The sequence below is a fragment of the Microbacterium sp. YJN-G genome (genome assembly GCF_015040615.1).
Classification (GTDB): domain Bacteria; phylum Actinomycetota; class Actinomycetes; order Actinomycetales; family Microbacteriaceae; genus Microbacterium.
The window spans coordinates 2023413-2042675 of sequence record NZ_CP060402.1; the positions used below are offsets into that span (position 1 = coordinate 2023413).

The 19263-nt window shown below is 70.4% G+C and carries 16 protein-coding genes; 5 read left to right on the plus strand and 11 right to left on the minus strand.

The annotated features are described in order from the left end of the window. Positions 1-34: 34 nt before the first annotated feature. Complete coding sequence (gene mraZ / locus H7694_RS09745; protein WP_193596333.1) at positions 35-466, minus strand: division/cell wall cluster transcriptional repressor MraZ; 432 nt, start codon at positions 464-466, stop codon at positions 35-37. 242 nt (positions 467-708) lie between these two features. Continuing rightward, a complete protein-coding gene (locus tag H7694_RS09750; RefSeq protein ID WP_193596334.1) occupies positions 709-1095 on the minus strand; it encodes a DUF3040 domain-containing protein in 387 nt (128 codons plus the stop codon). 95 nt (positions 1096-1190) lie between these two features. Here H7694_RS09750 and H7694_RS09755 point away from each other — a divergent pair, with 95 nt between their 5' ends. After that, a complete protein-coding gene (locus H7694_RS09755; protein ID WP_227468056.1) occupies positions 1191-2279 on the plus strand; it encodes a polyprenyl synthetase family protein in 1089 nt (362 codons plus the stop codon). Between the two features lie 57 nt (positions 2280-2336). On the opposite strand, the gene H7694_RS09760 is transcribed toward H7694_RS09755, so the two are convergent. Beyond that, a complete protein-coding gene (locus tag H7694_RS09760) occupies positions 2337-2678 on the minus strand; it encodes an Rv2175c family DNA-binding protein (RefSeq protein ID WP_227468057.1) in 342 nt (113 codons plus the stop codon). Between the two features lie 170 nt (positions 2679-2848). Between H7694_RS09760 and H7694_RS09765 the strand changes: the two genes are divergently transcribed. After that, on the plus strand, positions 2849-4036 hold the full coding sequence (locus H7694_RS09765; RefSeq protein WP_193596335.1) for a LysM peptidoglycan-binding domain-containing protein: 1188 nt from the start codon (positions 2849-2851) through the stop codon (positions 4034-4036). Positions 4037-4118: 82 nt separating this feature from the next. Continuing rightward, entirely contained in the window at positions 4119-6062 is a 1944-nt protein-coding gene (gene pknB, locus H7694_RS09770) for a Stk1 family PASTA domain-containing Ser/Thr kinase (protein ID WP_193596336.1), read from the plus strand. Between the two features lie 90 nt (positions 6063-6152). Here pknB and H7694_RS09775 read toward each other — a convergent pair whose 3' ends face one another. Then, positions 6153-7490 carry a class II 3-deoxy-7-phosphoheptulonate synthase gene (locus tag H7694_RS09775; protein ID WP_193596337.1) on the minus strand — a complete coding sequence of 446 codons (1338 nt, stop codon included), beginning with the start codon at positions 7488-7490 and terminating at the stop codon, positions 6153-6155. Between the two features lie 74 nt (positions 7491-7564). After that, positions 7565-8263, minus strand: coding sequence for a lysophospholipid acyltransferase family protein (locus H7694_RS09780; protein ID WP_193596338.1), 699 nt, complete (start codon positions 8261-8263; stop codon positions 7565-7567). Positions 8264-8379: 116 nt separating this feature from the next. On the opposite strand from H7694_RS09780, the gene H7694_RS09785 reads away from it, so the two are divergent. Beyond that, positions 8380-10206: an AMP-dependent synthetase/ligase gene (locus H7694_RS09785; protein WP_193596339.1), complete on the plus strand. Its 1827-nt coding sequence runs from the start codon at positions 8380-8382 to the stop codon at positions 10204-10206. A 78-nt stretch (positions 10207-10284) separates the two neighbouring features. Here the strand turns inward: H7694_RS09785 and H7694_RS09790 are convergent, their stop codons facing one another. Genes H7694_RS09790 through H7694_RS09800 form a run of 3 tightly spaced genes read right to left on the minus strand, consistent with a single transcriptional unit; the run spans position 10285 to position 16307 of the window. Further along, positions 10285-10776 carry a peptide deformylase gene (locus tag H7694_RS09790; RefSeq protein WP_193596340.1) on the minus strand — a complete coding sequence of 164 codons (492 nt, stop codon included), beginning with the start codon at positions 10774-10776 and terminating at the stop codon, positions 10285-10287. Beyond that, positions 10776-12854, minus strand: coding sequence for a MinD/ParA family protein (locus tag H7694_RS17680; RefSeq protein ID WP_227468058.1), 2079 nt, complete (start codon positions 12852-12854; stop codon positions 10776-10778). The genes H7694_RS09790 and H7694_RS17680 overlap by 1 nt, the downstream gene beginning before the upstream one ends. Positions 12855-12899: 45 nt before the next feature. Continuing rightward, positions 12900-16307, minus strand: a complete 3408-nt coding sequence (locus tag H7694_RS09800; protein ID WP_193596341.1) for a pyruvate carboxylase — start codon at positions 16305-16307, stop codon at positions 12900-12902. Positions 16308-16400: 93 nt separating this feature from the next. Here H7694_RS09800 and H7694_RS09805 point away from each other — a divergent pair, with 93 nt between their 5' ends. Then, positions 16401-17213 (plus strand): ParA family protein, encoded by an 813-nt coding sequence (locus H7694_RS09805; protein ID WP_193596342.1) that lies wholly within the window; start codon positions 16401-16403, stop codon positions 17211-17213. 138 nt (positions 17214-17351) lie between these two features. Here the strand turns inward: H7694_RS09805 and H7694_RS09810 are convergent, their stop codons facing one another. The 3 genes from H7694_RS09810 to H7694_RS09820 all read right to left on the minus strand — a co-directional run bounded on the left by H7694_RS09810 (position 17352) and on the right by H7694_RS09820 (position 19151). After that, a complete protein-coding gene (locus tag H7694_RS09810) occupies positions 17352-17897 on the minus strand; it encodes a MerR family transcriptional regulator (RefSeq protein WP_193596343.1) in 546 nt (181 codons plus the stop codon). Positions 17898-17997: 100 nt separating this feature from the next. Next, positions 17998-18687 carry a MerR family transcriptional regulator gene (locus tag H7694_RS09815; RefSeq protein ID WP_193596344.1) on the minus strand — a complete coding sequence of 230 codons (690 nt, stop codon included), beginning with the start codon at positions 18685-18687 and terminating at the stop codon, positions 17998-18000. Next, complete coding sequence (locus tag H7694_RS09820) at positions 18687-19151, minus strand: FHA domain-containing protein (protein ID WP_227468387.1); 465 nt, start codon at positions 19149-19151, stop codon at positions 18687-18689. The genes H7694_RS09815 and H7694_RS09820 overlap by 1 nt, the downstream gene beginning before the upstream one ends. Between the last annotated feature and the right edge of the window lie 112 nt (positions 19152-19263).

Sequence of the window (19263 nt, forward strand, 5' to 3'; positions counted from 1 at the left end):
GTCGGGGCGGAGCGGCGAGGCATCACAGCCGTGGTCAGAACAATCCGGGAATCACCTCCTGTTCCAGATCTGCGTAGGACTCTTCATTGCTCTCCAGGTACGCGTTCCATGCGGACGCGTCCCAGATCTCGGCGTGGGCGCCGACTCCCGTGACCACCAGCTCCTTCTCCAGCCCCGCGTACTGCCGAAGGTGCGCGGGAAGGGTGATGCGGTTCTGGCTGTCGGGCATCTCGGCGCTGGCGCCGGAGAGGAACATCCGCAGGAAGTCACGGGCCTGCTTGTTGCTGAGGGGCGCCTGCCGGATGCGGTCGTGCATCGCCTCGAATTCGGCCGTGCTGAACACGTAGAGGCAGCGCTCCTGCCCTCGAGTGACCACGATGCCGCCGGCGAGGTCCTCGCGGAACTTCGCAGGGAGGATGACCCTCCCCTTGTCGTCCAGCTTCGGAGTATGCGTTCCCAGCAGCATCGGCCATCACCCCCTCTGTAGTTCCGGCCAACTCGAGGTGCGCACCACTTTACTCCACTTCCCTCCACTTTCCTACGAGTTTCTCCCGCACCGGCACGGTGAGCCGCGTCCAGAACGCGAAAACCCCCGTGATCCTGCGGAATCACGAGGGTGGAGTGAAGTGGAGGAAAAGTGGAGGGGAAAGGGCGCGCGGGCAAGAGAAAAGCCCGGATGCCATGCATCCGGGCTTCGTGACGGTCAGATCAGCGCTCGTCCTGGCGCCGATCCCAGCGATCGTTCATGCGGTCCATGAAGGAGGAGTCCCGCGGCTTCGGGCTCCGGGGCGGGGCACCCGAGACACCGCCTGACGGGCGTCGAACCGGGGTGAAGGCGAGCATCGCGCCGCCGAGCATGGCGAGGAAGGCGATGACGCCGATGATGATGCTGCCCACGGGACCGAGGTCGCCGCCGGCGGCTACGGCCGCGATGAGCCCGCCGACGCCGGCGAGCAGCAGCAGGGCGCCGTAGATCAGATTGCGGTAGCTGAGCGCACGGTCACCCGACGGTGCGGTGACGACGTCCGCATCGTGCTGAAGGAGATGGCGCTCCATCTCGTCGAGCATGCGCTGCTCTTGCTCTGAAAGAGGCATGTCCAACCCCCTTGGTTCGTTCTATCCACTCTACTCGCGCGCGGGGCGGGCGGCTAGCCGGACGCCGGGGAAATCCTGCATCTAGGCTGGGAATCGTGCCCTCCTCACTCGTGATCGACGCGGTCGCCGCCCGCCTCGAGACTTTCCTCGCCCGCATGTACGCGGAGAGCACCGACTACGGACCCGAGGGGACGCTGTTCCTCGACGCGGCGCGCAGCACCCTGACCGGCGGCAAGCGGCTGCGCGCCCGGTTCTGCCACGCCGGCTGGCAGGCGGCATCCGGGCCGGGCCACGACCATGCGCGGACCGGCCTCGACGCACTGTGGGGCCTGTGCGCGGCGCTGGAGATCTTCCAGTCCGCGGCCCTCGTGCACGACGACCTCATCGACAACTCCGACACCCGCCGCGGTCGCCCCGCCTCGCATCGGGCGCTGGAGGCCGCGCACCGCGCGGCCGGCTGGGCGGGCGACGCCGAGGATTTCGGCCGCTCCTCGGCCGTGCTGCTCGGCGACCTGCTCGTCGCGTGGAGCGACGATCTGCTGGAGGAGTCGCTGCTGCGGCACCCGCACGCGGCGGCGACGCGTGCGGAGTACGCGCGCATGCGCCGCGACGTCACGGTCGGCCAGATGCTCGACATCACCGAGGAGTCGGCATGGAGCGTCAGCCCGCCCGAGGCGCTGCTCGAGCGCGCCCTGCGAGTGGCGTCGCTCAAGTCGGCCCGGTACAGCGTCGTCGAGCCCATCGTGCTGGGCGCGACGCTGGCGGGAGCCGACGAGTCGCTGCTGGCCGCGCTGCGCGCGTTCGGGCATCCGATCGGGATGGCGTTCCAGCTGCGCGACGACATGCTGGGCGTCTTCGGAGATCCGGAGCTCACCGGCAAGCCCGCCGGCGACGATCTGCGTGAGGGCAAGCGCACGGCGCTGATCGCCGTCGCGCGCGAACGGCTGCCCGAGGCGCGTCGCGCCGAGCTGGATGCCGCGCTGGGCGACCCCGCACTCTCCCCGGACGACGTCGGCGCGCTTCAGCGCCTGATCCGCGACACCGGCGCCGACCTGCGCGTCGAGGAGATGATCACCGGGTACACGGCTGAGGCCGAGACCGCGCTCGCTTCGCCGGTGATCGAGCCGGCCGCGGCAGCACGGCTGCGGGTGCTGGGCGAAGCCGCCATCACGCGCACGACCTGACGCACGGCCGCGGCGCCGCTGAACGGCGGCACCTGCCGCCGTCGAATCGGAGCCGGTTCAGGCGAGGGCGCGCGCGACGCGGCGCACTTCGCTCTTGTGCCCGGCGAGCAGCGCCGCGATCGGCGTGCGTCCGAGGCTCTCCTCCTCGGCGAGCAGCCAGTCGATGACCTCGTCGTCGCTGAAGCCGGCATCCTGCAGCGCGATCACGGTGCCGCGCAGCGAGGGCAGCGGGCGACCGTCGACGAGGAAGACCTCGGGCACCGCGAGGGCGCCGCCGCGCCGCGAGCCGATCAGGTAGTGCTCGTCGAGCAGCCGGCGCACCCGGCCCGGAGTCTCGTGCAGCACCTCGGCGAGCTGGGGGATCGTCAGCCAGGTGATTTCGGTCGCGTTCTCAGACACGACTCCACTATCTCATCCGCACCGGTGCCTCATCTGCACCGGTGCCTCATCTTCGCCGGCTCGGAGAACGCCTTCCGGATGCCGCGAATCACACCAGTCACACCCGTCACTTCTGTTGACATCTCTTTACATCCGTGTCAGCGTGTCCTATGCAGAAACAGGGGGCTCCCATGCATACTCACTCCGCCCGCAGCCGCGCCATCCGATTCGCAACGCCGACCGCCGTGATCGGCACGCTCGCCGCCGTCCTGACCGCCGCACCGGCCGATGCCGACGAACTGCGGCGCACCGAGGTGGCACCGCCGCGACTGCATGTCACTCCGCCGCCCGTCGCCCAGACCGCACCGGTGCGTCACGCCTCCACCAGGCCCACGACGTACACCGTGCGGCCCGGCGACACCGTGTCGGCGATCGCGATCCGCAACGGCCTGCGACCGGCCGATGTGCTCGCCTGGAACGGGCTCGGCTGGCGCTCTGTCATCTACCCCGGCCAGACGTTGCGGCTCACCGCCCCGGCGGCTCCGAAGCCCGCGGCTGCACCCGCCGCGAAGCCCGCCCCGCAGGCGGCGGCGAAGACGCACACCGTGGTGCGCGGCGACACCGTCTACGCCATCGCCCGCAAGTACGGCACGACCGTCGCGAAGGTCATCGCTGCGAACGGCCTCGGCAGGTCGGCGACGATCTTCCCCGGGCAGAAGCTCAAGGTCGGCGGTGCGGCCGCCGCCGCACCGGCACCCGCCGCAGCCCCAGCCGCGCCCGCCGCACCCGCCGCCTCGGCGAAGCCGGCCGCGCACACCGTCGTCGCCGGCGACACCCTGTTCGCCATCGCACGCAAGTACGGCACCACGGTCGCCGTCCTCCTCCAGGCCAACGGGCTCGGCAACGGCAGCATCATCTATCCGGGCCAGAGCCTGCGCCTGACGCCCCCGGCTCCCGCGCAGCGCTTCGCGAGCCTGGATGCCGTCCAGCGCGGCCACGCGCAGCACATCATCCGGGTCGGGCGCGAGCTCGGCGTGCCCGATCGCGGCATCGCGATCGCCCTGGCCACGGCCATGGTCGAGTCGTCGATGCGCAACCTCGACTTCGGCGACCGCGACTCGCTGGGCCTGTTCCAGCAGCGCCCCAGCCAGGGCTGGGGCACGCCCGCGCAGATCATGGATGCCGACCGCAGCATCCGGGTCTTCTACGGCGGACCGCACGACCCCAACGGCGACGTCACCCGGGGGCTGCTCGACATCTCCGGCTGGCAGACGCGGGCGTTCACCGCGGCCGCGCAGGCCGTGCAGGTCTCGGCCTTCCCCGATCGCTACGGGCAGTGGGAGCAGCAGGCGAACAGCTGGCTCGCGTCGCTGGGATGACGCGCGCGTCGTCACCGGATCGAAACCTCCCGCAGGTGCGCCGCTGTCCGGCCTCCCAGTCCGTTCTTCATAGACTCTCTCTGTGAGCACTCCGCAGGCCGACCCCCTCATCGGGCGGCTTGTCGACGGCCGGTACCGGGTGCGCGCGCGCATCGCCCGTGGCGGCATGGCGACCGTGTACGTCGCCACCGACATGCGGCTCGAGCGGCGCATCGCGCTCAAGGTCATGCACGCGCACCTCAGCGACGACTCGGCGTTCCAGAGCCGGTTCATCCAGGAGGCGCGGTCCGCGGCACGTCTGGCCGACCCGCACGTCGTCAACGTCTTCGACCAGGGCCAGGACGGTGAGCTCGCCTACCTGGTGATGGAGTACCTGCCCGGGATCACGCTGCGTGAGCTGATGCGCGAGCAGAAGCGGCTGACCGTGCCGCAGACGATCACGATCATGGATGCGATCCTCTCCGGGCTCGCCGCGGCGCACCGCGCAGGCATCGTGCACCGCGACGTGAAGCCCGAGAACGTGCTGCTCGCCGAGGACGGCCGGATCAAGATCGGCGACTTCGGGCTCGCGCGCGCGACCACGGCCAACACCGCCACCGGCGCCCAGCTGCTCGGCACCATCGCCTATCTCGCCCCCGAGCTCGTCACCCGGGGAACGGCGGATGCCCGCAGCGACATCTACGCGCTGGGCATCATGCTCTACGAGATGCTCGTCGGCGAGCAGCCCTATCAGGGCGAGCAGCCGATGCAGATCGCCTTCCAGCACGCGACCGAGCAGGTGCCGCGCCCGAGCGTGCGCAATCCCTCCGTTCCCGAGCAGCTCGACGAGCTGGTGCTGTGGGCGACCGAGAAGTCGCCGGATGAGCGCCCCCTGAACGCGCAGGAGATGCTCGACCGGCTGCGCGAGATCGAGCGCGACCTCGGCGTCACCCCGGTTCCGACCGCCACGACTGTCGCGATCGCCGAGCACGACTCCGGCGCGGTGACCAAGATCCTCCCCGGCACGGCGGTCATGACCGCCACGGCACCGGTCGCCGCCGAGACCGCCGACAACGGCGCACGGCTGCGGCGGCGCACGGCGCGCCGTCGCGCACGCGGCGCACTGCTGCTCTCGCTGGTGCTGCTGCTCGCGGTCGCCGCGGGCGGCGTCGGCTGGTGGTTCGGCTCGGGCCCCGGGTCCCTCATCGCCGTCCCCTCCGTCGCGGGGATGCCGCTGGCGGATGCCGAGAAGGCCGTCACCGCCGAGGGGCTGGTGCCCGCGAGCACCACGCAGTCGTCGATCGACGTGCCGGCCGGGGATGTCATCGAATCCGACCCCGGTGCCGGCGAGCGGGTCGAGAAGGAGAGCACGGTCACCCTGATCGTCTCGTCGGGACCGGCTCAGCACACCCTCGGCAAGCTCAGCGGTCTCAGCGAGGACCAGGTGCGCGAGACGCTCACCGCGAACCGCGTCAACATCGACGAGACCGTCGAGCAGTACTTCGCGAACCTCGACAAGGGGCTCGTGCTGAACGTGCGGATCACACCGCGTGCCGGCGGCGAGGCCTACGCCTGCGGTGACGGCTGCGAGGTCTTCGAGGACGACACCGCCCTCATCCAGGTCTCGCTCGGTGCGTTCCCGAACGTCGTCGGCAAGCCGGTCGACGAAGCCGTCGGCATCATCGAGGATGCCGGACTGAAGGTCGCCGACGAGCGCCCGGAGGACTGGAGCGACAGCGTCGCCAAGGGCAGCGTCATCGCGCAGACCACTGAGCGACCGGGCGGCGGCAGCTGGCGCCCCGGTGACGCGGTGACCCTGACTGTGTCGAAGGGCCCGCAGCCGGTCGACGTGCCCGATGTGGTCGGCGACACCCTCAACGAGGCGAAGCAGAAGATCAGCGCGGTGGGGCTGAAGGCGTCCTACGCCCCCTGGGGGGACCTGCCCGGTTTCGGCGACATGGCCGTCGTCGTGGGACAGAGCCCTGGTGACGACAGCACCCTGCCCAAGGGCGGCACGGTCGAGCTGACGATCCAGCTCAGCGGCTGAGCTGCGCCGACAGCATCCTCCGCAGACGACAGAAGCCGGATGCGGTTCTCGTGAGTGAGAACCGCAGCCGGCTTCTTCCGGATCCTGAGGTCAGCGCTTCTCGAGCTCTTCGGCCACGAGGAAGGCGAGCTCCAGGCTCTGCATGTGGTTCAGGCGCGGGTCGCACAGGCTCTCGTAGCGGGTCGCGAGGGTGTCCTCGTCGATCTGCTCCGAGCCGCCCAGGCACTCCGTGACGTCGTCGCCGGTGAGCTCGACGTGGATGCCGCCGGGGAAGGTGCCGATGGCACGGTGCGCTTCGAAGAAGCCGCGCACCTCGTCGACCACGTCGTCGAAGCGGCGGGTCTTGTAGCCGGTCGAGGTGGTGATGCCGTTGCCGTGCATCGGGTCGGTGACCCACAGCGGGGTGGCGCCGGAGTCCTTGACGGCCTGCAGCAGCGGGGGCAGCGCGTCGCGGATCTTGCCCGCGCCCATGCGCGTGATGAAGGTGAGGCGACCCGGCTCGCGCTCGGGGTCGAGCTTGTCGATGAGGGCGAGCGCCGTCTCGGGCGTCGTGGTGGGCCCGAGCTTGACGCCGATGGGGTTGCGGATGCGCGAGAAGTAGTCGACGTGCGCGCCGTCGAGGTCGCGGGTGCGCTCCCCGATCCACAGGAAGTGCGCCGAGGTGTTGTACGGGTTGAACGTACGCGAGTCGATGCGCGTCATGGGCCGCTCGTAGTCCATGAGCAGGCCCTCGTGACCGGTGAAGAACTCGACGCGCTTGAGCTCGTCGAAGTCGGCGCCGGCCGCCTCCATGAACTTGATCGCGCGGTCGATCTCGGCCGCCATGCGCTCGTAGCGCTGGTTGGCCGGGTTCTGCGCGAAGCCCTTGTTCCAGGAGTGCACCTCGCGCAGATCGGCGAAGCCGCCCTGGGTGAACGCGCGGATGAGGTTCAGGGTCGACGCGGCCGTGTGGTAGCCCTGCAGCAGCCGGCCGGGATCGGCCTGGCGCGACTTCTCGGTGAAGTCGTAGCCGTTGACGATGTCGCCGCGGTACGCGGGCAGGGTGACGTCGCCGCGGGTCTCGTTGTCGCTGGAGCGCGGCTTGGCGAACTGCCCCGCCATGCGGCCCATCTTCACGACCGGCATCGAGGCGCCGTAGGTGAGCACGACGGCCATCTGCAGCACCGTCTTGATGCGGTTGCGGATCTGATCGGCGGTCGCCCCCGCGAACGTCTCGGCGCAGTCGCCGCCCTGCAGCAGGAAGGCGTTGCCGGATGCCGCGCGCGCCAGGCGCGTGCGGAGATTGTCGACCTCGCCGGCGAACACCAGCGGCGGCAGCGAGGCGATCTGAGACGACACCGATGCGACCCGTTCGGCATCCGGCCACTGCGGCTGCTGCTTGATGGGAAGGGTGCGCCACACGTCGAGGTCAGGATGCGAGGGAAGCATCCACCCAGCTTACTGGGCGGCGACGCGCCGGGACGGCGCTGTGACGGGCAGCGGATGCCGCGCACGCACCGCGTTCAGCGGCGTCGCGAGGCCTTCTGCGGGAGCCTGTCCTTGACGGTCGAGGCGTACACGTCGTCGTACTCCTGCGCGCCCAGTCGCTGCAGGGCGATCATGATCTCGTCGGTCACGGCCCTGAGGATGTAGCGGTCGTTCTCCATCCCCTCGTACCGCGAGAAATCCAGCGGCTCGCCGATGACGATGCCCACCCGCATGATGTTGGGGATGCGCTGCCCGATCGGCATCGCCGTATCCGTGTCGACCATCACCACCGGGACGACCGGCACCTTGGCCTCGAGGGCCATCCTGGCGATGCCCGTGCGGCCCCGGTAGAGCCGGCCGTCGGGGCTGCGGGTGCCCTCGGGGTAGATGCCCAGCAGGTCTCCCCTGCCGAGGATCTGCAGGCCGGTGTTCAGGGAGGCCTCGGATGCCTTGCCGCCGGAGCGGTCGATGGGGATCTGGCCGGTGCCCTTCATGAACATGCGGGTCGCCCAGCCCTTGATGCCGCGGCCGGTGAAGTAGTCGCTCTTGGCGAGGAAGGACATCGGGCGATCGATCAGCAGCGGGAGGAAGATCGAGTCGGCGAAGGAGAGATGGTTGCTCGCCAGGATCGCGGCCCCTGTGGCGGGCACGTTGGCGCGCCCGACGATCCAGGGTCGGAAGATCGCCTTGACCAGCGGCCCGATCGCGATGTACTTCATCAGCCAGTAGAACATCGTCTGGAAGTCTAGCGCCGGGGCCCACCAAGCGACCGAGTATCGAATGCCATGCGACTGGATCTCATGTCTTAGACTCAGACCATACCCGTCCGTCCGGTATCGAAGGAGCTGCCGTGGTCCAGTTCGAAGTCCCCGCGATCGTCCCAGCCGACCCCGAGGCAAACACCTCCGATCTGCTCGCCATCCGTGCGCGTCAGACACCCGATCTCGCGCTGTTCTCCGTGCCGGAGGGCGCGGGCTGGCGCGACATCACCGCCAGGGACTTCGAGACCGCGGTCATCGCCCTGGCCAAGGGTTTCGTGGCCGCAGGCATCCAGCCCGGCGAGAAGGTCGGCTTCCTCGCCCGCACCACCTACGAATGGTCGCTCATCGACTTCGCGCTGTTCTACGCCGGTGCGGTGATGGTGCCGATCTACGAGACCAGCTCGCCCTCCCAGATCCAGTGGATCATGGAGGACTCCGGCGCGATCGCCCTGATCGTCGAGTCGACCGAGCACTACGCCCGCGTCGACGAGGTGCGCGGCGACCTGCCTCTGGTGCGCGAGGTGTGGCAGATGCACCTGGGCGCGATCGACACCCTCACCGCGCAGGGTGCGCAGATCGAGGATGCCGAGATCGAGCGCCGCCGCAACCTCGCGGTCGGCTCCGACATCGCCACCCTGATCTACACGTCCGGCTCCACCGGCCGCCCGAAGGGCTGCGTGCTCACGCACAGCAACTTCGTCGAGCTCTCACGCAACTCCGCCAAGGCGCTCGACGCGGTCGTGTCGATGCCGGGCGCATCGACACTGCTGTTCATCACCACGGCGCACGTGTTCGCGCGGTTCATCTCGATCCTCTGCGTGCACGCCGGCGTCCGCACCGGCCACCAGCCCGACACCAAGCAGCTGCTGCCCGCGCTCGGCTCGTTCAAGCCCACCTTCCTGCTCGCCGTGCCGCGGGTCTTCGAGAAGGTCTACAACTCGGCCGAGCAGAAGGCCGAGGCCGGCGGCAAGGGCAAGATCTTCCGTGCGGCCGCCGCCGTGGCCGTCGAGCACTCCACACTGCTCGAGGAGGGCAAGAAGGTGCCGCTGATGCTGCGCCTGAAGTTCGCGCTGTTCGACAAGCTCGTCTACGGCAAGCTGCGTGCGGCCATGGGCGGCAACGTCGCCTACGCGGTCTCGGGATCCGCGCCGCTCGGCGCGCGCCTGGGCCACTTCTTCCACAGCCTCGGCGTGGTGATCCTGGAGGGCTACGGGCTCACCGAGACCACCGCCCCAGCGACCGTGAACCTCGCCGACAAGTCGAAGATCGGCACCGTCGGCCCCGCGCTGCCCGGCGTGGGCCTGCGCCTGGGCGAAGACGGCGAGATCGAGGTCCGCGGCATCAACGTGTTCAAGGAGTACTGGAACAACCCCGAGGCCACGGCCGAGTCGTTCCACGACGGCTGGTTCCGCACCGGCGACCTCGGCAGCTTCGACTCCGAGGGCTTCCTGACGATCACGGGCCGCAAGAAGGAGATCATCGTCACCGCGGGTGGCAAGAACGTCGCCCCGGCCCAGCTCGAGGACCCGATCCGCTCGAACCCGATCGTGGGCCAGGTCGTCGTGATCGGCGATCAGAAGCCGTTCATCGCGGCACTGATCACCCTCGACCCCGAGATGCTGCCGACCTGGCTCGCCAACAACGGCCTGCCCGCCGACATGACCCTCGAGGAGGCCAGCCGCAACGCCGCCGTCCGCGACGAGGTGCAGCGCGCGGTCGACCGGGCGAACAAGACGGTCTCGCGGGCCGAGTCGGTCCGCAAGTTCACCATCCTGCCCACGGAGTGGACCGAGGCCAGCGGCCACCTCACCCCGAAGCTGTCGATCAAGCGCGCGGTGATCATGCAGGACTTCGCCGACCAGGTCGCGGAGATCTACGACACCCCGGTGCACACGTCCACGACAGCGCTGGGTTGACGCTTCGACAGGCTCAGCGACCCAGAATGGGTCCCTGAGCCGGTCGAAGGGCCGAGCCTGTCGAAGGGCCGGTCCGTATCAAAACCAGCTGCTCTCGCGCACCTGGCGCATGGCGAGCTTGCGGGTCTCGCCCTCCAGGCGGCTGAGGTAGACGCGTCCATCGAGGTGGTCGGTCTCGTGCTGCAGGGCCTGGGCGAGCAGCCCCTCCCCCTCCAGCACGACCGGGTCGCCGTTCAGGTCGATGCCCTCCACGCGCGCCCAGGGGTGGCGCGGGGTGTCGTGCCAGAGACCGGGCACCGACAGGCATCCCTCACCGGTCGGCTGCGGCTCTCCGCGCACCTCGGTGAGCACCGGGTTGAGGATGTACCCGATGTCGCCGTCGATGTTGTAGCTGAATGCGCGCAGCGCGACGCCGATCTGATTGGCGGCCACGCCGGCGCGCCCTGGCAGCTCGACGGTGTCGATCAGATCGGTCACCAGGGCGCGCACGCCCTCGTCGATGCTGTCGATCGGCGCGCACACGGTGCGCAGCACGGGGTCGCCGTACAGGCGGATCTCCCGCACCGCCATCAGGCGGCCTTCGCGCGCAGGCCCTCGATGAGGGTCGCGGCGACCTCACGGGCGGCGCGGCGGGTCTCGGGCTGCAGGCTGGCGAAGTCGATCGCACCGCCGCCGGCGATCTGCGGGTCGTACGGGATGCGCAGCACGTGCGCGACCCGGGTGGAGAAGTGCGATTCGAGCTCGCCGAGTCGCACGAGCGGGGCCCCGGGGGTCGACTGGTTGAGCACGACGATCGCGTCACGCGCGAGCGCGGCGTGACCGTTGGTCTCCAGCCAGGTGATGGTCTCGGATGCCAGTCGCGCCTCGTCGACGCTCAGGCCCGACACGATGACGAGCTGGTCGGCGAGGTCGAGCGTGGCGCCCATCACCGAGTGCACGATGCCGGTTCCGGAATCGGTGAGCACGAGCGAGTAGTACTGGGCGGCGACCGAGGCGACGTCGCGGTAGTCGGCATCGCCGAACGCCTCCGAGACCCGGGGGTCGGAGTCCGATGCCAGCACGTCCAGGCGGGTCTCGTCGCGGGCGACGATCGCGGACAGGTCGTGGAAGCCGCGGATGTCGTGCTGCGCGCGCACCAGGTCACGCACCGACCGGGTGTGGCTGCTGCCGACGATCCGCTCGGCGAGGGTGCCGCGGTCGGGGTTCGCGTCGACGGCGATCACGCGGTCCTCGCGGGCATCGGCCAGAGCCATGCCGAGCAGCGCGGTGACCGTCGTCTTGCCGACGCCGCCCTTGCGGGAGAGCACCGGGATGAAGCGCGCGGTGCCGGCCATGGGCGCGGCGATGCGTGCGCTGAGCTCCTTGCGGGCACGGGCCTTGCGGCCGTCTCCGACGTTGATCCGGCCGCCCGAGATCGCGTACAGCAGGTGGCTCCAGGTGCCCTCCGGCTCGGGGCGGGTCATCCGGGCGGGGTCGAGCAGGCGATCGGCGGTGAGCAGATCGGCGCTTTCGCGGCCGCCTCCGCCGAGGTCGTCGAGCCGCTTCGAGGCCAGCACCATCTCGGGACGCGCGGGCTCGGGTGCCGGGCGGGCGGGGCTGTCGGCTCCGGCGCGCGCGGCGGGCACGTTCTCGTTCGTGGCCACGGGACGGGTCTCCTCTGCGGTGTCGGCCGCACGCGGCCCTGCTGTCTCGGCCGCTCGCGGCCCTGCTGTCTCGGTCGCGCGCGGCTCTGCTGTCTCGGCTGCTCGCGGCCGCGATTCGGTCGGCGTCTTCCGGCGCGTCGGCGACATGGCCTCGCGCAGCTCGGCCTTCGCCGCCGCGACGGCCGACAGCAGGTCGGCGGTCGGCTCGACCGCAGTGGATGCCGCTGCAGTCGCGGGTTCGGCGGCATCCGCCTGCTCGGCGACGGACGGCGTGCTCGGCTGCTCCGCAGCGGTCGCACGTCCCTTCGCGGCCGACGCGCCGGTCTTGCGCGCGGCGTTCTTCTTGCGCGCGGGCGTCTTGCGGACGGCCGACGCTGCGGCAGCAGATGCGTCGTTCACGGTGGCGGGCGCGTCGGCCGCGGCATCCGGCTTCCCGGCCTCCCGGGCGGCCTGATCTCCCGCGGCCTCATCCCCCGCGGCCTCGTCCGTCGGAGCCGCCGCCTCAGCGGCGGGCTCCTCGTCGGTGACGATCACGGCATCCTCGATGCCGGCGGCATCCGGGTCACCGGCGGTCGCCGAGGCGGCATCCGAGACAGCGGCAGCCGCGTCGGCGCCCGCCGTATCGGATGCATCGGCGTCAGCGGTCTCCTCATCGGGGACGATCTCCGCCTCGGCCGCGGCATCCGGCTCGGCGACCTCGGTCTCCGGCTCGGGGGCGGGCTCCTCGGCGGGCAGCTCGATCACGATGTCGGGGGCGTCCTGCTGGATGCGCGCGAGAGTGTCGGGGTCGGCGACGGCCGAGGTGTCGATGATGAGGTCTGAGACGATCTCGCCGTCGACCACCTCGCCGTCGAGGTCGTCGTCCTCGCCGCCGGTGGGCAGCGCGACGTTGACCTGCGCGGTTCCCCCGAGCAGGCCGATCGCCGACGTGTCCGACGACGTCGTGTCATCGAGCACGCCCAGCGATTCGTCGCCTTCGGGGTCGACGTTGTTCTTCGGCGTCACGTTTCTGGCACTCCAAGCTCGGCGCACAGGGGCGCCCGCCCAAGATTAGTGGGCGGGGCGGATGACGACCAAAAGATCGCCGGCGTCCACCTGCTGCGTCGAGCCGATCGCGAGCCGCTCCACGACGCCGTCGACGGGGGTGGTGATCGCCGCCTCCATCTTCATCGCCTCGATGGATGCCACCGGGTCGCCGGCCTGCACCGTGGTGCCCTCCTCGACCTTCAGCGTCACCGCTCCCGAGAACGGCGCCGCGATCTGGCCGGGCTTGGAGGTGTCGGCCTTCTCGACCTCGTGCGCGTCGACCGCGATCGACCGGTCGCGCACGGCCACCGGCCGCAGCTGGCCGTTGAGCGTCGTCATGACGGTGCGCATGCCCTTCGGATCGGCCTCGCCGATCGCCTCCAGGCCGACGTACAGGCGCACGCCGCGCTCGATCTCGACCGCATGCTCGGCGCCGGGGACGAGGCCGTAGAGGTAGTCCGGGGTCTCGAGCACCGAGAGGTCGCCGTACTCCTCGCGGCTCTGCCGGAACGCCTTGGTCGGTGCGGGGAACAGCAGCTCGTTGAGCATGCCGCGGCGCTGCTCGGAAGAGCCCTCCAGCGCCGCCCGCTGCTCGTCGCTGATCGGGGTGATCCCGGCCTTGGCCGCACGGCCCGCGAGCACCTTGCTGCGGAACGGCTCGGGCCAGCCGCCCGGAAGGTCGCCCAGCTCGCCGGCCATGAACCCGACGACCGAGTCAGGGATGTCGTACCGCTCGGGGTTGGCCTCGAAGTCGGCGGGGTCGGCCTTGACGGCCGCCAGGTGCAGCGCCAGGTCGCCGACGACCTTCGACGAGGGGGTCACCTTGGGCACGCGCCCGAGGATGCCGTTCGCCGCGGCGTACATGTCCTCGATGAGCTCGAAGTCCTCGGCCAGGCCCAGCGCGATGGCCTGCTGACGCAGGTTCGACAGCTGGCCGCCGGGGATCTCGTGGTGGTAGACGCGTCCGGTGGGGCCGGGCAGGCCCGACTCGAACGGCCGGTACAGGTGGCGGGTCGCCTCCCAGTACGGCTCGAGGTCGGATGCCGCCTGCAGGTCGATCCCGGTGTCGCGCTCGGTGTGGGCGAGGGCCGCGATCAGGGCCGACAGCGACGGCTGACTGGTGGTGCCCGACATGGGAGCCGACGCGACGTCCACGGCATCCGCGCCGGCCGCACTCGCCGCCAGCAGCGTGGCGAGCTGTCCGCCCGCCGTGTCGTGCGTGTGGACGTGCACGGGCTGGTCGAAGCGCTCACGCAGCGCGGTGACGAGCTTCGCCGCGGCCGCGGGACGCAGCAGACCCGCCATGTCCTTGATGCCGATCACGTGCGCACCGGCCTCGACGATCTGCTCGGCCAGGCGCAGGTAGTAGTCCAGCGTGTACAGGTCCTCGGCGGGGTTGAGCAGGTCGCCGGTGTAGCACAGCGCAGCCTCGGCGACCGCGGTGCCCGTGCCCAGCACGGCGTCGATCGCGGGGCGCATCTGCGAGACGTCGTTGAGCGCGTCGAAGATGCGGAAGATGTCGATGCCGGTCTCGGCGGCCTCGCGCACGAACGCGTCGGTCACCTCCGTCGGGTACGGCGTGTAGCCGACCGTGTTGCGTCCGCGCAGCAGCATCTGGATGTTGATGTTCGGCAGCGCCTCGCGCAGTGCGGCCAGGCGCTCCCACGGGTCCTCGCCGAGGAAGCGCAGCGCGACGTCGTAGGTCGCCCCTCCCCAGGCCTCGACCGACAGCAGCTGCGGGGTCATCCGGGCGACGTACGGTGCGACCGCGACGAGATCGCGGGTGCGGACGCGGGTGGCCAGCAGCGACTGGTGGGCGTCGCGGAAGGTCGTCTCGGTGACGGCGAGGGCCGTCTGGGCGCGCAGCGCCTCGGCGAAGCCGGCCGGTCCCTTCTCCAGCAGCAGCTGCCTGGATCCGGCGGGCGCCGCCGTGGTGAGATCCAGCGGCGGCAGCTTGAGCGACGGCGAGATCGCGACCGGGTTCTCACCGTGCGGCTTGTTGACGGTGACATCGACCAGCCAGCGCAGGATCTTCGAGCCGCGGTCCTTCGACACGCGTCCGCGCAGCAGCTCGGGACGCTCGTCGATGAACGAGGTCGACAGGTCGCCCGCCGCGAAGGACGGGTCGTCGAGCACGGCCTGCAGGAACGGGATGTTGGTGGATACGCCGCGGATGCGGAACTCCGCCAGGGCCCGGCGGGCGCGCGAGACCGCGCTGCCGAACGAGCGGCCGCGGCAGGTCAGCTTCGAGAGCATCGAGTCGAAGTACGGGCTGATCTGCGCGCCGGCGGCCGTGGTGCCGCCGTCCAGGCGGATGCCGGCGCCGCCGGGCGAGCGGTAGGTGGTGATCTTGCCGGTGTCGGGCCGGAAGCCCTGCGTCGGGTCCTCGGTGGTGATGCGGCACTGCAGCGCGGCACCGCGCAGCTGGATGTCGTCCTGGCGCAGGTCGAGCTCGGCGAGGGTGGCGCCGTCGGCGATCTGCATCTGAGCGCGGACGAGGTCGACGTCGGTGACCTCCTCGGTCACGGTGTGCTCGACCTGGATGCGCGGGTTCATCTCGATGAAGACGATCTCGCCCGCACGCGGGCCCGCCGTCTCGAGCAGGAACTCCACGGTTCCTGCGTTCTGGTAGCCGATCGAGCGGGCGAAGGCGATCGCGTGCCGGTGCAGGTCGGCGCGGGTGTCGTCGTCGAGGTTGGGCGCCGGGGCGATCTCGATGACCTTCTGGTGCCGGCGCTGCACCGAGCAGTCGCGCTCGAAGAGGTGGACGGTCTCGCCCTGGCTGTCGGCGAGGATCTGCACCTCGATGTGACGCGGGCGCAGCACGGCCTGCTCGAGGAACATCCGCGGGTCGCCGAAGGCGGCACCGGCCTCGCGCATGGCCTCGGCCAGGGCCGGCGCCAGCTCTGCCTTGGTCTCCACACGCCGCATGCCGCGGCCTCCGCCGCCGGCGACGGCCTTCGCGAACAGCGGGAAGCCGATCTCGTCGGACTGCGCCACGAGGGCGTCGACGTCATCGGATGCCTCGGTCGAGCGCAGCACCGGCACGCCGGCCTCGACCGCGTGCCGCTTGGCCTCCACCTTGTTGCCAGCCATCTCGAGCACCTGCGCGGGCGGGCCGATGAAGGTGATGCCGGCGGCTGCGGCCTTCGCCGCGAGCTCGGGGTTCTCGGAGAGGAACCCGTAGCCGGGGTAGATGGCATCCGCACCGGAGTCGACGGCGACCTTGATGATCTCGTCGACGTCGAGGTAGGCCTGCACGGGGTGTCCCCGCTCGCCGATCTCGTAGGCCTCGTCAGCCTTCAGCCGGTGCAGCGATCCGCGGTCCTCGTACGGGAAGACGGCGACGGTTCGCGCACCCACCTCATACGCGGCGCGGAATGCGCGGATCGCGATCTCGCCACGATTGGCCACCAGGATCTTCTGGAACATGCACACCTCTTCAGAGGTTGTTGCGCGCCGAACAGCACGCGCAGGGCGGGGGCTGAGTGTCTCCCCAGACTAGGGCACGGTAACGTGTAGGACGTGCACGTACTCAGCGTCAGCTCCCTCAAGGGAGGCGTAGGCAAGACGACCGTCACCCTCGGTCTCGCCTCCGCCGCCTTCGCCCGCGGCATCCGCACCCTCGTGGTCGACCTCGACCCGCAGTCGGACGTCTCCACCGGCATGGACATCCAGATCGCGGGCAGACTGAACATCGCCGACGTGCTCGAGAATCCCAAGGAGAAGATCGTCCGTCAGGCGATCACCACCAGCGGCTGGGCGAAGGTGCACCCCGGCACGATCGACCTGCTGATCGGCAGCCCCTCCGCGATCAACTTCGACGGCCCGCACCCGAGCGTGCGCGACGTGTGGAAGCTGGAAGAGGCTCTGGCCACCGTCGAGAGCGAGTACGACCTCGTGCTCATCGACTGCGCCCCGTCGCTGAACGCCCTGACCCGCACGGCGTGGGCCGCCAGCGACCGTGTGATGGTCGTCACCGAACCCGGCCTGTTCTCGGTCGCCGCCGCCGACCGCGCGCTGCGCGCGATCGAGGAGATCCGCCGCGGCCTCTCCCCCCGGCTGCAGCCGCTGGGCATCGTCGTGAACCGCGTGCGCCCGCAGTCGATCGAGCACCAGTTCCGCATCAAGGAGCTGCGAGACATGTTCGGCCCGCTGGTGCTCGCACCGCAGCTGCCCGAGCGCACCTCGCTGCAGCAGGCTCAGGGCGCGGCCAAGCCGCTGCACATCTGGCCCGGCGACTCCGCTCAGGAGCTCGCGGCCGACTTCGACCTGCTGCTGGATCGCATCATCCGCACCGGCCGCGTGCCCGTTCCCGAGTCCGGCGCCCAGGCCTGACGCATTCCCGGGCCCCTGAGGGCGAAGCCCCGCAAGGTGGCTCACCTGAGCAGGGGCCACGCGCCCCGGAGGCTCCGGGCGGCGCGAAGCGACGGCCGGAGTGGGGCGTGGGGATGGGTCCCTGAGCGTGTCGAAGGGCTACGCGGTGCGCTTGGAGCGGCGTGCCGCCAGCTCGTCGACCGGGTCCGGAGCCGTCGGGTCGAACTCGACCAGCGTCGACTCGACCTCGCGCAGCACCTTGCCGACGGCGATGCCGAACACGCCCTGGCCGCGGCTGACCAGGTCGATGACCTCGTCGTTCGAGGTGCACAGGTACACCGAGGCGCCGTCGCTCATGAGCGTGGTTCCGGCGAGGTCGCGGATGCCCGCTGCCCGCAGCTGCTCGACCGCGGTGCGGATCTGCTGCAGCGAGATGCCGGTGTCGAGCAGGCGCTTGACGAGCTTGAGCACGAGGATGTCGCGGAAGCCGTAGAGGCGCTGCGAACCCGAGCCGCTGGCGCCGCGGACGGTCGGCACGACCAGCTCGGTGCGCGCCCAGTAGTCCAGCTGACGGTAGGTGATGCCCGCTGCGCGAGCGGCGACAGCACCGCGGTAGCCGACCTCGTCATCCATGGCGGGGAGTCCGTCCGTGAAGAGGAGCTCGGTCACGAACCGCGGGTCGCCTGCCAGCCCATCCGCATTCATACGTCTGTCCTCTCCTGAACGGTTACCTCAACGCTAGAGCAGCACCCCCTGCCCGGCAACGACATCCGCGCCGCACCGAAGGTGTGTCGCAACCGGTTCGTTACGAAAGCGCTCGGTCGAGGGTCTGCCGCACCATCACCCGGCGCACGTCGTCGATGTGCGATGCCAGCTCCGGTGCCAGTTCGGCGGCGCGTCCGCGGGAGGCGGCGTCCGTGCGGCGCATGAGAGTGGACAGTGCGGACTCGATCAGGGCGACCTCGCGCTCGGCGTTCTGGCGCAGCGTGCGCAGGTGACGCGGTTCGATGCCGTGACGGGCGAGGGAGACGAGACCGGACAGCAGCGACGAGACCTGCTCGGTGTACGTCTCGGATGCGGTGATGAGTCCGGCGCTGATCGCGTCGTTGAGCAGCTGCGGGGTCGCACCGGTGCGCGAGAGCAGTTCGTCGCGACGATGGGTCCGTGCGGCCGGGGTGATCGAGCGCGGCACGATGTCGCTCCAGCCCTGCCCCTTCGCCTCGGCCTCGTCGAGCTGCTCGCGGATCACGCTCAGCGGAAGGTAGTGGTCGCGCTGCAGGATGAGCGCGGTGCGCAGGCGCTCGACGTCGGATGCCGAGAACTTGCGGTATCCCGACTCGGTGCGCGAGGGGGTGACGATCCCCTGCACCTCGAGGAAGCGCAGCTTGCTCGAGGTGAGCTGGGCGAATTCGGGGGTGAGACGTGCCAGAACCTGGCCGATGCTGAGAAGGCCCGTGGGCGCGGAGCGCTCCCGGGCGGCGCCGGCCGGCGCCATCAGTCGGTCGCCGTTGCGAGATCAGCCGGTGAGGCGAAGAAGTTCATGCGGAACTTGCCGATGCGCAGCTCGTAGCCGTTGGCCAGCTCGCTGCGGTCGACCCGCTCGCCGTTCACATAGGTGCCGTTGAGCGACCGCTGGTCGATGATCTCGAAGACCGACCCCGTGCGGGTGATCTCGGCGTGACGGCGTGAGACGGTCACGTCGTCGAAGAAGATGTCGGCCTCGGGGTGGCGGCCGACGGTCGTCACGTCGGCGTCGAGCAGGTAGCGCGCACCGGCCAGGGCCCCCGCACGCACGAGCAGCAGCGCGGAGCCGGCGGGCAGGGCCGAGATGGCCGAGCTCTCCGCCTCGGTGAGGTCCGCGCCGAAGGGCACGAAGGAGAGGTCGGATTCGTGGCCGAACGTCTGCGTCACGTCATGACGCAACTCGCCGTTGCGGTGGATCGCGCCTCCGGGGCCGATCGTGCTGTCGTCTGTCACGGGTCTCCCTCCTCCGGCCTTACAGCCTATCGGATGCGATCGGCCGCCCGGGAGGGGATTCGCGTCTTCTTTTCGGCATCCATCGGCCCTCTCG